Source organism: Sphingobacterium sp. E70 (genome assembly GCF_019285695.1).
Lineage (GTDB): Bacteria > Bacteroidota > Bacteroidia > Sphingobacteriales > Sphingobacteriaceae > Sphingobacterium > Sphingobacterium detergens.
In genome coordinates this window covers 3,731,401-3,746,942 of the sequence record NZ_CP079104.1, presented here as the reverse complement: position 1 = coordinate 3,746,942, position 15,542 = coordinate 3,731,401, and the positions used below count along the sequence as shown (strand labels likewise).

Annotated in this window: 16 protein-coding genes, 1 tRNA gene and 4 pseudogenes; 17 read left to right on the top strand and 4 right to left on the bottom strand. The window is 40.1% G+C overall.

The window, feature by feature from the left end:
- The first annotated feature begins 11 nt into the window (after window positions 1-11).
- From KUH03_RS26300 to KUH03_RS26275, 6 genes are all read left to right on the top strand, one after another.
- Window positions 12-155, top strand: coding sequence for a hypothetical protein (locus KUH03_RS26300; protein ID WP_257087466.1), 144 nt, complete (start codon window positions 12-14; stop codon window positions 153-155).
- 61 nt (window positions 156-216) lie between these two features.
- The gene (locus KUH03_RS26295; protein WP_306429803.1) at window positions 217-753 is read left to right on the top strand and encodes a condensation domain-containing protein; all 537 of its coding nucleotides are present in this window, start codon (window positions 217-219) and stop codon (window positions 751-753) included.
- A gap of 14 nt (window positions 754-767) precedes the next feature.
- The gene (locus KUH03_RS26290) at window positions 768-911 is read left to right on the top strand and encodes a hypothetical protein (protein ID WP_257087465.1); all 144 of its coding nucleotides are present in this window, start codon (window positions 768-770) and stop codon (window positions 909-911) included.
- A complete protein-coding gene (locus KUH03_RS26285; protein WP_257087464.1) occupies window positions 908-1,120 on the top strand; it encodes a hypothetical protein in 213 nt (70 codons plus the stop codon). Before KUH03_RS26290 ends, KUH03_RS26285 begins: the two co-directional genes overlap by 4 nt.
- Before the next feature lie 139 nt (window positions 1,121-1,259).
- Entirely contained in the window at window positions 1,260-1,400 is a 141-nt protein-coding gene (locus KUH03_RS26280) for a hypothetical protein (protein ID WP_257087463.1), read from the top strand.
- Between the two features lie 61 nt (window positions 1,401-1,461).
- The gene (locus KUH03_RS26275) at window positions 1,462-1,950 is read left to right on the top strand and encodes a hypothetical protein (protein WP_257087462.1); all 489 of its coding nucleotides are present in this window, start codon (window positions 1,462-1,464) and stop codon (window positions 1,948-1,950) included.
- A 174-nt stretch (window positions 1,951-2,124) separates the two neighbouring features.
- Here KUH03_RS26275 and KUH03_RS26270 read toward each other — a convergent pair whose 3' ends face one another.
- From KUH03_RS26270 to KUH03_RS26260, 3 genes are all read right to left on the bottom strand, one after another.
- Window positions 2,125-3,672, bottom strand: coding sequence for a tetratricopeptide repeat protein (locus tag KUH03_RS26270; protein ID WP_257087461.1), 1,548 nt, complete (start codon window positions 3,670-3,672; stop codon window positions 2,125-2,127).
- A gap of 323 nt (window positions 3,673-3,995) precedes the next feature.
- Window positions 3,996-4,793 (bottom strand): lipopolysaccharide assembly protein LapB, encoded by a 798-nt coding sequence (locus tag KUH03_RS26265; protein ID WP_257087460.1) that lies wholly within the window; start codon window positions 4,791-4,793, stop codon window positions 3,996-3,998.
- Window positions 4,794-5,013: 220 nt separating this feature from the next.
- Window positions 5,014-5,087, bottom strand: a tRNA-Pro gene (locus tag KUH03_RS26260).
- A gap of 342 nt (window positions 5,088-5,429) precedes the next feature.
- On the opposite strand from KUH03_RS26260, the pseudogene rplS reads away from it, so the two are divergent.
- The 9 genes and pseudogenes from rplS (at window position 5,430) to KUH03_RS26220 (ending at window position 11,695) form a co-directional block, all read left to right on the top strand.
- Window positions 5,430-5,776, top strand: a pseudogene (gene rplS / locus KUH03_RS26255) (50S ribosomal protein L19).
- 206 nt (window positions 5,777-5,982) lie between these two features.
- Window positions 5,983-6,537, top strand: coding sequence for a carbohydrate-binding family 9-like protein (locus KUH03_RS46785; RefSeq protein ID WP_306429802.1), 555 nt, complete (start codon window positions 5,983-5,985; stop codon window positions 6,535-6,537).
- Window positions 6,538-6,545: 8 nt separating this feature from the next.
- Window positions 6,546-6,677 (top strand): hypothetical protein, encoded by a 132-nt coding sequence (locus tag KUH03_RS26245; RefSeq protein ID WP_257087459.1) that lies wholly within the window; start codon window positions 6,546-6,548, stop codon window positions 6,675-6,677.
- 8 nt (window positions 6,678-6,685) lie between these two features.
- Complete coding sequence (locus tag KUH03_RS26240; RefSeq protein ID WP_257087458.1) at window positions 6,686-7,201, top strand: hypothetical protein; 516 nt, start codon at window positions 6,686-6,688, stop codon at window positions 7,199-7,201.
- A gap of 124 nt (window positions 7,202-7,325) precedes the next feature.
- Window positions 7,326-8,931, top strand: a pseudogene (locus KUH03_RS26235) (CTP synthase).
- A 39-nt stretch (window positions 8,932-8,970) separates the two neighbouring features.
- Window positions 8,971-10,068, top strand: a complete 1,098-nt coding sequence (gene yidC / locus KUH03_RS46780; RefSeq protein WP_306429181.1) for a membrane protein insertase YidC — start codon at window positions 8,971-8,973, stop codon at window positions 10,066-10,068.
- Window positions 10,005-10,793 (top strand): membrane protein insertase YidC, encoded by a 789-nt coding sequence (yidC, locus tag KUH03_RS46775; RefSeq protein WP_306429180.1) that lies wholly within the window; start codon window positions 10,005-10,007, stop codon window positions 10,791-10,793. The genes yidC (KUH03_RS46780) and yidC (KUH03_RS46775) overlap by 64 nt, the downstream gene beginning before the upstream one ends.
- A 121-nt stretch (window positions 10,794-10,914) precedes the next feature.
- On the top strand, window positions 10,915-11,049 hold the full coding sequence (locus KUH03_RS26225) for a hypothetical protein (RefSeq protein WP_257087457.1): 135 nt from the start codon (window positions 10,915-10,917) through the stop codon (window positions 11,047-11,049).
- A 100-nt stretch (window positions 11,050-11,149) separates the two neighbouring features.
- Window positions 11,150-11,695, top strand: coding sequence for an META domain-containing protein (locus tag KUH03_RS26220; RefSeq protein ID WP_257097314.1), 546 nt, complete (start codon window positions 11,150-11,152; stop codon window positions 11,693-11,695).
- Between the two features lie 91 nt (window positions 11,696-11,786).
- Here KUH03_RS26220 and KUH03_RS26215 read toward each other — a convergent pair.
- Window positions 11,787-13,135 (bottom strand): annotated as a pseudogene (locus KUH03_RS26215) (acyl-CoA dehydrogenase family protein).
- A 709-nt stretch (window positions 13,136-13,844) separates the two neighbouring features.
- Between KUH03_RS26215 and KUH03_RS26210 the strand changes: the two are divergent.
- Window positions 13,845-14,066 carry a hypothetical protein gene (locus KUH03_RS26210; protein ID WP_120262264.1) on the top strand — a complete coding sequence of 74 codons (222 nt, stop codon included), beginning with the start codon at window positions 13,845-13,847 and terminating at the stop codon, window positions 14,064-14,066.
- Between the two features lie 128 nt (window positions 14,067-14,194).
- Window positions 14,195-15,542 (top strand): annotated as a pseudogene (purB, locus tag KUH03_RS26205) (adenylosuccinate lyase).

Sequence of the window (15,542 nt, the reverse complement as noted above, 5' to 3'; positions counted from 1 at the left end):
ATACAACGACCATGGTCACCTCCACCTTTCGTGGACAAATGGATTTCTCCTTTATGGGAAGTGAGGGGTATTTACCACAGGCAGAAGCATTGGCCATTCGCGATGAGATCATCGATCAGATCAAACAACAATTAGATTACCAGGTAGCATCATGATCGAGAGAAAACTAATGATGGTGGAACGGATCATGTATGTTGATACTAAAACACCCTTAAACTGTGTATTTGCCGCCAAGATAAGCGGGAGATCTCCGAAGAACATCTTCGGAATGCCCTTACCAAAATTCAGCAAAAACATCCATTGCTCCGATCGGTTATCCGCATAGAGGATGCACAGCAGCCTCGATTTGCTGTCAAAGAGGATATAGAATCTATTCCACTCCATATTGTCCAACGTCAAACGGATATGGATTGGCTGACAGAGTCGGAACGGGAATGGTATCGCCCCTTTAAAGAGGACAATAAACCGCTAGCCCAATTGGTATGGATCAAAGGTAACTCCGTTTCGGAGCTGCTTTGGGTGTTACCACATTGTGTCTGTGATGGAACCAGTATTGTCACGTTGATGCGGGAGCTACTTGGCCTGTTGGATAACCCCGATAAGGTACTCGAGCCTTACCAGCTCTTTGAATCGGTTAATGAATTCCTGCCGCAGGGCTTTGAGCTCCAAAAAAATCACGTAAAGCCAAGTTCTATTTGCTATTGGCAAGATTTTTCTTTTTCCTGCAACGAAAGAGCGGAAAAAGAAATTTAGGAAAAAACTATGCGATGCACTGGAAACTGGATGCAGAAACAACTGCTGCCATAACCCAAGGCTGTAAAGATCAAAGCATTTCTGTCCATGCGCTCCTATGCACGGCATTTATGCAAGCTTTTCGGGAGGTGCAAGGTAAAGCTGCAAAAATAAAGTGATTAGCCCGGTTGATATCCGGCACTTTATTCCAGAAATCAAACAGGACCACATGTTTGCCTTTGCACCAACGGTGGAACTTTCTCTAAAAAAGGGAAATGATAATGTCGTGGATACTGCAAAAGATATCAAAACGGTGCTCACACAAAAAACAGAAAAGATGGATGCCCGAGAGCTACTCTGGATGGGGAACAGATGCACCCGCTCGTGAAGCGCATGATTTCTATGTTAAAATCGAGCCCAGGAGGACATGACGTCACGCTATCCAATATGGGTAAGCTCCAGATTTCAAACGAGTACAACAACTTCACTCTGGAGACCATATACAGTCCAACAGTGGCTTTCCCTGGTTGAATTCAAATACTTTGGTTGCAACGACGTTCAATCAACAAATGGATTTTACGTTTATGTCCAATGAAGATTTTTTACCAAAAGAAGAAGCGATTAAAATAAAAGATAAGGCGATCGCAATCATGACCTTATCCCTATAGCACTCCACATGACGAAGTTTACGGAATCAAAGAAAATAAAAAAACAACGCTCAAGCGCTTTTTGAGGAAGCGCGCAATTTATTATATCCTCCCAAATGTATTCTTCAATTTCCTGGTTGCCTACGCCAGCTTTCAGGAGCTTGGATATACACACTTTTTTGCTGGCCCACAAAGTCTGGCTCGACTGACATTGCCTATGGCCATATTTTTACCTGTTGTTCTTACAATGGACATTATCAAGCGGGTGATCGCAGCCATAGAACAGGAATCGATCGCATTAACAGTAGACAGTGAGCTGAACAGGAATAAATTTATTACGAAGCTGTGTATTATCCATGGCTTCGTAACGGGTTTATTGGTATTCCTATGTCTGCTACTGGCACAACATAATCTATCTACACACTACAAGTTAAATGCGACTGCAATGGCTATTTTAGATGCGCTACTCGCGGGTGTATTATCGATTTTGTTCACCTACTTACCGATCAGGAAATTAAGAAAATATTTATCTGAGCCCTCGTTAATCATGCAGGAAATAGAACGAAATTAGCTTCCCTAGTGGGAAGCTCGTCCTTCTAACATTTGCTACCTAAACTTTTTTTCAGAAATGCTGCTGCTATAACTTGTTGATCTTGGGTTTTATTGACTGCTAGAATTAAACAAAAGGGCTGTATCAAAATAATTATTTTGATACAGCCCTTTTTCAATCGCCAAAAAATTGCTGTTACTTATTGTTCAATTTCTGTAAACGTTCTTTTGCTGATGGGACGATATCATCGTCTTTTTCATAATTTTCAATCACACTTTTTAACGTACTCTTCGCCTGGAAAGCATTCCCTTTACGCGCATAGGTATCTGCAAGCAATACGAAGCTCTTGGCCACCCAATATTCCTGAGTCTCCCTGTTGTTGATCACATCAAAAGCTGTTTCTTGGGCTTTATCGTATTCCTTGTTATCATACTGCAGTTGTCCCACACGGTACCGCGCCTCCGCCCCTACCGCCGTTTGGCTCTTCAGAGCGGCCAGATTGAGCTCTTTCATGGCCGACGCTATATTCTTTTCCTTCAGAAAGGCCCTACCACTGTATAAGTGTGCCTTGGCAATTTCCTCCTCTGTTGCACCATCGTAATCCTTTATAAACTGCACATATTTGGCCATCTGCTCCATATCGCCGAGTTCGAAATAACAGATCATCAGGTTGGTTACTGCGTAGCCATAGTTTTTCTTGTATTCGGAATTTAGCTCCAATTTTTTGAGGTGCACAATAGCCTCGTTGTACTCCTTTAGCTCCAGATACAGTGCAGCCACCGTCAACAAGGTATTCTCCGTATACTTACTCGTCCAGTCGTTTAGGATGATATTCAGATCGTGTAGCGCTTCCTGCGGATGTCCGGTCTTGTATGAACTCACCCCACGGATGTAACGTGCATATTTTACTTGTTTGGGTTTCGGAAATTTATCAAAATAGGCGTTGATTGCTTCCACTGCTGCTCCGTATTCTCCTCTGGCAAAGAGGGATTGTGCTGCTTGGAAAGCCTGGTCATCCTGCTCCGCAGGGCTCAAATTACCGACATTGGAACCGATCGCATAGCGGATATAGCTTGTGGCATCACCCTGGTCGAGGTAGATGTTTTCAATGAAACGCATTGCCTGTTCGGCTTCCGCAGTTCGGGCATATTTCTCCACCACCTGCTGGAAGGTAGCTTTGGCCGGTTCGGGTTCATCATTATTGTACTGCACGAGTCCAATGGTCATCAGCGCACGCGGGACATAGCTGCTCCGCGGATACTTCTCGATCATCCCTTGCAGTCCTTTGAGCGCGTTCTCATAATCGCCCATCGTGAAATAGGTGTAAGGGATCTCAAAGGCCGCGTCATCGGCATAGTTGGATGATGGAAATTGTTTCAGAACGGACCGCAAGGTGCTAAGTTTGGTTTCATTGTCGCCCTGCAGGCCAAAGATCACGCCGCGCTGGAAGTAGGCATAGTCCTGATTGGGCGCTTTGCCGTTAATCAGCTTATCATAGTAGCTGTTGGCCCGGCTGTAATCGCGCAGGCACAGATACGAGTCGCCCAGACGTGCGATCACGTCATACCGTATATTTTCATCCACCGTACTTCCTCCAGCCTTCAGAAAGCGCTCAAAATAATCGGCCGCCAGCGCAAAACGGTTATTTCTGTAGGCCGCATAAGCCAGCCCATAATTAGCATAATTATAAACCTCGTTGTCTCTTGCAGCGGGCAAGCTCAGAAATTGGGAGAAATTTTCCACGGCCTCCCGAATTTGCGCACTTCATACATCGCCTCCGCTTTCCAATAGGTAGCCAGGGCCGCCATTTCTGCGTTGATCGGGAATTTTTCCGAACGCATAAACATGGAGATGCTATTTTCGAAAGCACGCTCATTATAAAATTCCAGTCCACGGTAGTAAGTTACTTTTTGATAGATCGCATCGACCTCCCGGCCTCGCTTCTTCAGCGACTCCAGCAGGCTGACCCCAGCATGAAAGTTGGTCGTCCCCGCAAGATTTCAGCTGATAGTGATTCCGGACTTTCCTGTTTTTTTACCCCGGTTCAGCAGGTTTATCTTCCTGGGCTATATATTTCTCGAGGATTTTTGTGCGGCTTGTGTGGAGTCCATGGCAAGAAGGACTTTGGCGTAGTTAAATAGTGCATCGGCTTTCACTTGCCTATCGAGATCCAGTTTCGTCGCTTTGACGAAGGCATTTCGCGCCGCCTGCTTGTCGCCCGTTTCCAGGGCGATATGGCCCAGAGTCATGATCGCTCCTTGATAAAAGGCATCCGAAGGTTTCATCGATTCCATCATACCGCTCGCTCTTTTGTATTCGCCGGCCCCATAGGCCAGATAGCTGATGCGGTAATTGTCGATATTGCTTTGCGAAGCGTCCGGATGACGTTTCATCAACTCATGGTAATAGGCCTGTTTGTATTTTTGTTGCGCCAAATAAGTGCTGGTGGCGATCTGGCGCAGCTCTGTCTCGATCGCGTCGCGGTCGATAAGCTTCATATTTGGGCTCCGGCGCACCTTGACGGCATCGGCAAGCATCGGTCGGTAGTCGCGTACGACGTCGATGGAATCCATCGTTTGAACTTGCCCTTCAATCCCTTTTTGATTATGTTGGCCCTTTTCTTTCTGCTGTTTCTCAACTTCTTGCGCATAGCCGGTAACCAGCAAAGCTGAAAGTACCCCAGTAAACAGGTATTTCAGGTAATTGTCGCCGATTCTTTCTTTCAATGTCATTGTTTGTTCGTATTTCTGAGTTTTTCCAACCTTTCCTTTGCCGAGGAGACAATAGTTTGATCTTTCACTAATTAGATAGCCAAAACTAAAGAATTCCGACCACATTAGGTAAATTGTCAGGAAAAAATCCATCCAGTTTCCACGATACCCGACTCCTTTGCTCGCTATCGGCAAAGAATTAATACAATAATGGAGCCAAGAAGAGCAATAGCGAGGAGGTGATCACCTCGCGGAAATCGAAAATTAGTGTATAAAGCTCCTCCGGATCGAACCTTATAGTCCCTAAGAGGTCGTAGGTTCTCATCCCGCCTAGAAACAAAAAAAAGCCCTAACTTTCGTTAGAGCTTTTTAGTCGGGGTGGCAGGATTCGAACCTACGACCTCCACATCCCAAATGTGGCGCGATACCGGGCTACGCTACACCCCGAAAAGGTATCACCTTTGTTTTGTGTGGCACAAATATCGAATCAATTTTTCAATTTATCAAGACCTAAACTCATTTTTCACACTAAACCACTGATTAATTGTACAATATTTTTATCAGTTACATTTTAAATCCCCATTATCAGGGTCAAAAACGCGGTCAATTGGTACTATATAGGAATATTTAAAATAACTTTAGATTATCCATTTCATTTTCATATCTTTGCATCCGATTTGACTGTCGGTAGATAGTTTTTTCAAAAAGTATTTTCATATTCAAAAAATAAGTCGTAATATTGCATTCCGATTTTTACAGGATATAAATCGTTAATAATTACTCGAAATCATGGATTTAGTAAAATTTGTAGAAGAACAAGCGGTAGTAAGAAATGAAATTCCCGCTTTCAAAGCCGGAGATACCATCAGCGTTCATTATAAAATTCGCGAAGGAAATAAAGAGCGTGTGCAGGTGTACCAAGGTGTAGTAATCCAATTAAACAGCGAAGGTGCTAACGCTACTTTTACCGTTCGTAAAATCTCTAACGGTGTAGGTGTTGAACGTATTTTCCTGTAAACTCACCAAACATTGAAAAAATTGTAGTAAACAGCTACGGTAAAGTTCGTCGCGCTAAATTATTCTATTTACGTGGCCTTACTGGTAAAGCTGCTCGTATTAAATCGAAAAGAATCTAATTACGACTACCTCGGCATAAAAAAAGGCTTTGATGAAATTCAAAGCCTTTTTTTTATTTTATATCCCTTCCGCCACTTCCTTTCCCCAGCACAAATACGTTCTCGCCCCCTTCACTTGAATAGGAATACCAGAACCCGTGTAATAAAATTAAGACAATTGAACCTCATTTCTCAAAAAGAATCGCACCTCTTTGTCTAGCTAAAACATTTTACTTACTTTTAGCGCTGCCAATCTCTCCTGTGTAAAGATCAGCGGGAGTCTAAAACTTTATATAAACAGTGCAAGGATTGCCATTGCACTCATAGAAATCTCTTGGCGGCTAATAGACATACAATATTTTGATGAAAACTGTTTTTTTATACTTGCTCTTACTTTACAGACGACAACCATTTTTGCGCAGCGAAATGTAGGTGATTTTCTCCAACTACAGTCTAAGCCCGAGACTTACTATGTCCAAAAAGCTCAAACTCCCATCAAAATTGATGGTAAAGATGACGAAATATCCTGGGAAAAAGCACCATGGACAAACGCATTCAAAGATATCGAAGGTACGAGTAAACCTACCCCATCATTTGACACTCGTGTTAAAATGCTTTGGGACAATGAAAACCTCTACCTCTTTGCTAAATTGGAAGAACCTCATATCAATGGCTATCTCAGACAGAAAGACACCATTATTTATCATGACAATGATTTTGAAGTATTTTTAAACCCAATCTCCAATCTCCGGAATATATTGAAATTGAAGTCAATGCACTGAATACCATCATGGACCTTCTGATGACCAAACCTTATCGTTTTGGTGGAAAAGCTAATTTAAACTGGGATACCAAGGATATCCAGAGTGCTGTATACCATGCTGGAACAATAAATAATCCAACCGATAAAGACAATTTTTGACCGTCGAAATGAAGATTCCCGTCAAAAGTCTAAAATACTTTGGTGAAGGAAATCAAATCAAGGCAAATGAAGTGTGGAAGATAAATTTCTCCCGCGTACAATGGCACTATGATGTCAATGGAAAAGGTTATATCAAAAGAAAGGATAATACAGGTAAGCCACTTGCGGAAGAAAACTGGGTATGGTCGCCCATCGGTCTGATCAACATGCATTATCCCGAACGATGGGGACATATCAAATTTGTAGATCAGGATAGTAAACATTCCATGGATGATCAATTTTTGGCCTTAGAAAAAACAGCTTGGAATATCTTTTACCTGCAACAGATTTACGGGAACACGAATAAGCGCTATGCAACATCTCTTGATGAATTGAGCAAATTATATCCTGAAATCATTACTATTAGCAAGCATTATCAACTTGTCTTTTCCAATGCAAATAAGTTCTATCGCATTGAGATTAAGTCAAAATCGCAGCCCAATTTAAAGGCTACAATCGATAATCAGGGCAACATCTATTTTTAATTTATTCATTCAGTCGATCTTCAATTATAATATTGAATAAAAAATTGCTATCTTTGTATCCCGTACATAGAGCAACTATTATTGGTCGTTTTGACCACATAAAATTGAAAATCCTTTAATTGTTATGACTAAATATATTTTTGTTACGGGCGGCGTTACTTCGTCGTTAGGGAAAGGTATTATTGCAGCCTCCCTTGCTAAACTTCTCCAGGCACGTGGCTACAAAGTGACCATTCAAAAATTCGATCCTTACATTAACATTGACCCAGGAACATTGAATCCGTATGAGCATGGTGAATGTTATGTTACTGAAGATGGAGCGGAAACGGACCTTGATCTGGGCCACTACGAGCGTTTCTTGAACGTCCCTACCTCACAAGCGAATAATGTAACAACTGGTCGTATCTACCAACACGTTATCCAACAAGAGCGTGAAGGTGCATATTTAGGAAAAACAGTTCAGGTAATTCCACATATCACCGATGAGATCAAACGCCGTATGCAGCTTTTGGGTGAATCAAATGAATATGATATTATCATCACCGAACTTGGCGGAACTGTAGGCGATATCGAATCCCTTCCATTCGTTGAGGCTGTAAGGCAATTGCGTTGGGAACTGGGAGCAAATAACTCATTGGTTATCCACTTAACTTTAGTTCCTTATTTGGCCGCAGCCGGTGAACTTAAAACCAAACCTACACAGCACTCTGTCAAAACGTTGCTGGAATATGGTGTACAGCCGGATATCTTAGTATGCCGTACAGAGCACAAATTATCACAGGAAATCCGTAAAAAATTAGCACAGTTTTGTAACGTTAACATCAATGCTGTTGTTGAATCTATCGATGCCTCGACAATCTATGATGTTCCTTTACTTATGTTGAAAGAGAATCTGGATAAAACGGCGTTAACGAAACTAAAACTTTCCAACAAAAACGAACCGGATCTAGAAAACTGGAAAAACTTCCTCGGCAAGCTCAAAAACCCAACAAGTGAGGTTTGCATCGCTTTAGTCGGAAAATATGTTGAACTTCCAGACGCATATAAGTCCATTATCGAAGGTTTTATACATGCTGGAGCAACAAACGAATGCAAAGTGAAGGTAAGCTATATTGCTGCTGAAAGTGTTACAAAAGAGAATGTTGCTGAAAAACTAAAAGGCATGGATGGTGTGTTGGTTGCCCCTGGATTCGGCGAACGTGGTCTGGATGGAAAATTAAATGCAATCAAATATGTGCGCGAAAACAATATTCCTTTCTTTGGTATCTGTTTGGGTATGTGCTCCGTCATTGAATTCGGAAGAAATGTATTGGGATTGAAAGATGCCAATAGTTTCGAAATGGATGCGAACACCAGCAATCCGGTCATCAATCTGATGGAAGAACAAAAAATATCACGAATATGGGTGGTACCATGCGTTTAGGGGCTTACGATTGTGAAATTAAAAAAGGTACTAAAGCCTTTGCAATTTATGGAAAAACAAAATTTCCGAAAGACACCGTCACCGTTATGAATTTAACAATGACTATTTAAAACAATATGAAGCAGCAGGAATGATCGCTTCGGGATTCAATCCGGAGACTGGATTAGTTGAAATTGTCGAATTGAAAAACCATCCTTTTTTCGTTGCCGGACAATTTCATCCAGAATTAAAGTCAACTGTTGCAAATCCTCACCCACTTTTTGTTAGCTTTGTAGCCGCTGCTTTGGCCAACAAGAAATCAAAGTAGTATTAGAAGGATAAAATTAATTAAGTTTAATTATTAAAGATGGATAGAAATACCCTAATTGGTTTGGTCCTGATGTTTGCCATCATCACTGGTTCATTTTACCTGATGAAGCCTTCAGAATCAGAAATCAAACAAGAACAAGCGCGACAAGAGGCGAAAGCTCAGGCTGCAAAAGGACTGCCTGTAACAAGTGACTCTATCGCGAAAGCAAAAACAGCGCAAACAGCAGTGATTGCAGATTCAGCTGAACTGAAAAAACCTTTTGGTGCGTCAAAATTTGGAACTGAAAAAATCATTACCCTTGAAAATGATGCTATCATTGCCAAAATCAGCACAAAAGGTGGTAAAGTGAAATCGGTCGAATTAAAAGGCGAAAAGAATTTCAATGGAAAACCTTTGATGCTTTTCGAAGGTGAGGACAATAAGTTTGGTTTCCAGTTCAATGCTGCGGGACAAAACATCTCCACCAACGATTTATTCTTTAACACAGAATCTTCTGATATCCAAGTTTCGGGTGAAGGTAAACAATCGGTAAAATTCAAATTGAACTACAGTGCTGATCAATATATTGAATATGTATATTCTATTGCTGGAAAAGGTTACAACGTAGCCCTGGATGTCAATACAAAAGGTATTCAAAACCTGATCCCACAGAGTCAAAAAACATTGACATTGAACTGGAATACTGTTCTGAGACAAAAAGAGCAGAATATTGAATCTGAAAGACAAAAATCTACCCTATATTACCAAGAAGATAATAAAGTAGACCATTTATCTGAATCGAAGGACGATGATGAAGCACTGGAAAAGAAAGTGCAATGGATTGCTTTTAAACAACATTATTTTTCAAATATCCTAAATGCTAAAAATGGATTCGTTAATGCGAAAATCGATGTAAAGCATGCAACGGAAGGTGATGTGGTGAAATTTTACAACACCAATGCTGAATTGGCTTTTGATAACCATAAAGACAACAATTATTCGTTGAATTTCTTTTTCGGGCCAAACCAATACAATGTATTGAAAGCAGAAGGCAATGATTACCAATCCATCATCAATATGGGCTGGGGCCTATGCGCTGGATCAATCAATGGATTACCGTGCCTGCATTTAACTTCTTGGATGGTTTCCATATGAGCTATGGTATTGTCATCTTGTTACTTACATTATTGTTAAAACTGGTTCTTTCGCCAATGACTTACAAGTCATATGTATCTATGGCTAAAATGCGGGTATTGAAACCGCAGTTGGATGAGATCAAAGCGAAAGTCGGTGAAGACAATCAGATGTTGATGCAACAGGAGCAGATGAAGCTGTATAAACAGGTCGGAGTGAATCCACTCGGAGGCTGTCTACCTCTTGTGCTGCAAATGCCATTTACAATTGCTTTCTTCTATTTCTTTCCAAATTTATTTGAATTGAGAGGACAGAGCTTCTTGTTTATGAAAGATATGTCAACCTATGATACCTTGTTTACATTTGCACCTATTTTTGGATCATTCAACCACATCTCTTTGATGTGTATCTTGATGACCCTGACAACATTGTTGACCACTTGGTACAACAATGCGACTTCGGGCGCAACTGGTCAAATGAAATACATGGGTTATATTATGCCTTTGATTTTCTTCTTTGTCCTAAACAGTTTCCCTGCAGGTCTGAACTATTACTATTTCCTAAGTGCGTTGTTTACATTCTTGACGCAATTGGTTATTCGTACAATGGTAAATGATGATAAAATCTTAGCTAAACTGGAAGAAAATAAAAAGAATCCAAAAGTTGAGAAAAAATCAAGCTTCCAGTCTAAAATGGAAGAAATGATGCGTGCTCAACAACAAGCTCAACAAAACAAAAATAAATAGTATTATTTATATAACTGATAAAGAAGGCTTCCCAAGAGGAAGCCTTCTTTTGTTAATAGCCTTTTGTAGCAATTTGTAAAACCAAACGTTAGAAATGATGTTTTATATAAAAATTTAAAAGATGAGATTTAGAAACATTGTGGTATTGATGATGGCTGTTCTTGCTTTGGCGAGCTGTTCAGCATTAAAAAGAATTCAGGCAAACCGGATTCGGATAATGCATCCGCTACCATTATTGGAAAAAAATGGCAATTAATTGAAATCGGTGGAAAGGCTGTTTCCGGACAGGTCAACGGTCGGGTTCCTTTTCTCAAACTGGAAGAAAAAGTTATAGCGCCAATGGTGGTTGCAACGGAATAGGTGGCGAACTGACCTTTTCAACCAATGGAAAAATTAAGTTTGCACAAGGGATGTCAACGATGATGGCCTGCCCTGACATGTCGATTGAACAAGCTTTATCTAAGGCATTAATCACAGCGGACAACTATAGCCTAAGTAATGGTATTCTAAGTTTAAATAAAGCAAAGATGGCTCCTTTGGCAAAATTTAAGTTAATGGAGGAAAAGCAAAATTTAAGCGGAACTTGGGAGCTTGATTACATCTCTGGACCACGTATCGCTTTTGAGGGCCTGTATCCCAATCGCAAACCAACGATAACATTTAACATACAGGATGGAAAGATAAATGGTAACAGCAGTTGCAACAATTACAATGCTACATTTAAGACGAACGATCACCAAATTAGCTTCGGTCCTATCATGTCTACGAAAATGGCTTGCGAAGGCAATGGTGAAGCAACCTTCTTTTCCACATTAGAAAAAGTGAACAGCTATGATGTCAATGAAAATACACTGACCTTTATCATGGGCGATATTGCCATGATGAGATTTCAGCGCAAGTAAAACATAAAAAGGATAGGGTTTTGGTGATCACCAAAACCCTATCCTTTTATATCAATTATTGTCCGTACTAAATTAATTTACGGCACAAGCTTTAGACAAAAGCACTAAATCCTGTGATACTTCTTCCAACAATCAAAGAATTGATTTCCTTGGTGCCTTCATAAGAATAAATCGCCTCGGCATCGGCGAGGAATCTGGCAACATTATACTCCAGCAAGATACCATTTCCGCCCATGACTTCCCTCGCCTTGGACACAATATCTCTTGTCCGTAAAGAACAAAACACTTTTGCCAGTGAAGCATGTTCATCCCTTAGTTGTCCAGCATCTTGCAATTCAGATAATCGAAAGACTAGCGTTTGCATTGCCGTTAGATTCGATAGCATTTCAACCAAATGATTTTGAATCAACTGAAAAGATGCAATAGGCTTGCCGAACTGTTTTCTTTTGCGTGTATAATCCAAGGCATTTTCATAGGCTCCTCGTGCGCAGCCCACAGCCATCCATGCAACCCCGCTCTCGTCATTTGAAGGACTTTACCTGTATCTTTGAAAGAATTCGCATTTTGCAAACGATCTGTTTCGGGGATGATACAGTTGTCTAATGTAATCAATCCATTTTGCACAATCCGCAAGGCCATTTTATCTTTGATCTTTTCAACCGAGAACCCAGGATTATCTTTACGCACAATAAAACCTTTTACTTCTCCATCATCAAGATCCCTGGCCCAAACTATTGTAATATCAGAAAAGGTGGAGTTTCCGATCCATTTCTTCTGACCATTTAAAACCCAGCCTTCAGCAGTCTTCTTACAGGTGGTTGTCAATCCGCCTGCTGCTCCCGAACCAACTTCCGGTTCGGTTAGACCAAAAGCACCGATCACCTCCATCTTTTGCATCCTTGGCAACCATTCCTGTTTTTGTTCTTCCGACCCACAGATATAAATCGACCCCATGGCTAAACCACTCTGTACACCAAAGAAAGTAGCAACGGATGCATCTACCCGAGCAATCTCTGCAGCAATGATACCTTCCATCAACGAACTTCCCCCATACATCCGTAACCCTCGTAAGTATATCCACATATATTTAAAGCGGCTAACTTGGGTACTATTTCAAAAGGGAATTCATCTCTTAACCAATATTTATTGACGATAGGCTTCACTTCGACTTCCATAAACTCACGTACCTTCAACTGGAGTTCGCGATCTGACCCATTCAATTTGCTGTCCATATCATAGAAATCCCCATTGATAGGTGGTAATTCCTTTTTTTTCTTTCCCGGGATTTAGCATTTTCATTAAACCATGAAGCTGTTTATCATCCATTTTCGAGACCGCATCCATAACAGCACCTAGGTCTACTTTTTTCGAGATTTCCTCTAATTTGCCAAAGTCAATTGATTTTGCCAAATCCATTATATTCTTAACTTTATCAAACATAATCGCAATTTCTTTTTTACAGGGTTTCCTCTTAAAATAATAAAAATATTTAAAAATTGTTTGTGTAGCCCACGATACACCAATCAATTCAAGCCTGTTTCCTCCTTACTATAGCTATCTAAACAGTTTTATCTATCAAATCGTTTGTGCCTATTTTTAATTTCTTCTATTAAATGGACCATCTCCCTCAATAAAATGGAAGCAAATAAAAAAATAAATAACTGATTTTAAACACCTTACATACAATTAAAAAAAATGTATTTTTTTGGGTTACCTTTTGGGTTCCGTGTATTAAGAGATGAAAAGAAAATATTTCAATTTAAATTAGAAAATTAGAAAATGAAAAACGCATTAAAATTCGGTTTCTTAGGTTTAGCTTTAACTGTAGCTTTCGCATCTTGTAACAACACTGAGAAAAAGCTGAAGGTGCTACTGATTCAGCATCTGCTTTAGTTGATTCTGCTGCTAACACTTTGGATTCAGCTGCTAATAAAATTGATTCAGCTGCTCAAAAAGTTGATTCAGCTGCTTCAAAAGTTGATACTGCTGCTAAAAAATAATTTTAGAAGCTGAATAACGCATTTGGAGAGGCTTTTCGCAAGAGAAGCCTCTCTTTTTAAAAAATATTGGGCAGCAGGGTTACCTTTTCAATTTACCTGTATTAAGTCTTAAATAACAAGATTTAGAAATTACTTTTAATTTTAATAAAATGAAAAACGCATTCAAATTAGGTTTCTTAGGATTGGCTTTAACTGTAGCCTTCGCTTCATGTGGTGAAACTGGTAAAAAATCAACTGATGCAGTTGATTCAGCATCTGCTTTAGTTGATTCTGCTGCTAACACGTTGGATTCAGCTGCTAACAAAATTGATTCAGCTGCTCAAAAAGTTGATTCAGCTGCTTCTAAAGTTGATACTGCTGCTAAAAAATAATTCTTCGAAACAGAATTTCAACCAGTATAGAAATGCCTCCTTAATAGGGAGGCATTTTTTTATATCTCACCCAATTAAATTGCTAAGCTCCAAGCATTTTTTTACCTTTGCCAAAAATCATTCAATCTATGGCTTTATCATCCTTAACAGCAGTCACGCCTATTGACGGACGCTATTACAATAACACCAATGAACTTTCGGCTTTTTCTCCGAATTTGCTTTAATAAAATATCGAGTTCGTGTTGAAGTTGAATATTTTATCGCATTAAGTGAATCGGGTATCGCTCAATTGCAGCATTTTGACAACACATTGAACGAAAAATTGCGAGATATCTACCGTAACTTTTCCGAAGAAGATGCAATCTGGATCAAAAACACTGAAAAAGTTACCAATCATGATGTTAAAGCCGTTGAATATTTTTAAAAGATCAATTTGAAAAACTAGGACTACAGGATCATCTTGAATTTATTCACTTTGGTCTGACTTCTCAGGACATCAACAACACCGCTATCCCTCTTTCATGGAAAGAGGCAATCAAAGAAAGTTATACACCGATCATTGAAGAATTGCTGCATGAGCTAAAGTCTTTGGCAACCTCTTGGTCGGCTATTCCAATGCTTGCCCGTACACACGGACAACCAGCATCTCCAACTCGTCTAGGTAAAGAACTCTATGTCTTTATCGAGCGTATCGAACGTCAGTTACAACTTTTACATACCGTACCTTATTCAGCTAAGTTTGGTGGGGCAACAGGTAATTTCAATGCTCATCACGTGGCGTATCCACAGACCAACTGGATTGCCTTCGGTAATAATTTCGTTAATAATATTCTAGGATTGGATCGTTCACAAACCACGACCCAAATTGAACATTATGACAACTTTGCGGCAAGTTGTGATGCATTAAAACGAATCAATAACATCATCATTGACTTATGCCGTGATGTATGGACTTACATCTCCATGGAATACTTTAAGCAGAAAATCACTGCTGGTCAGATCGGATCTTCTGCAATGCCACACAAAGTCAATCCTATTGATTTTGAAAACGCAGAAGGAAATTTAGGAATTGCCAATGCGATATTCGAACATTTAGCCGCTAAATTACCTATTTCACGTCTTCAAAGGGATCTTACAGATTCGACTGTATTACGTAATATCGGCGTTCCATTTGCACATACCCTAATTGCTTTCAAATCGACATTGCGAGGTTTACGTAAGTTGATCTTAAATGAACAGGCGCTTGCGAATGATCTTGAAAATAACTGGGCAGTTGTTGCTGAAGCGTTACAAACGATCTTGCGCAGAGAAGGCTATCCAAAACCTTACGAAGCATTAAAAGATCTAACACGTACCAATACGCATGTGACCAAAGAGACCATTGCAACGTTTGTAGATAATCTCAACGTATCTGAAGAGGTAAAAGCGGAATTAAAGGCAATCAGCCCTTCTAATTACACAGGTGTCACTTTATAA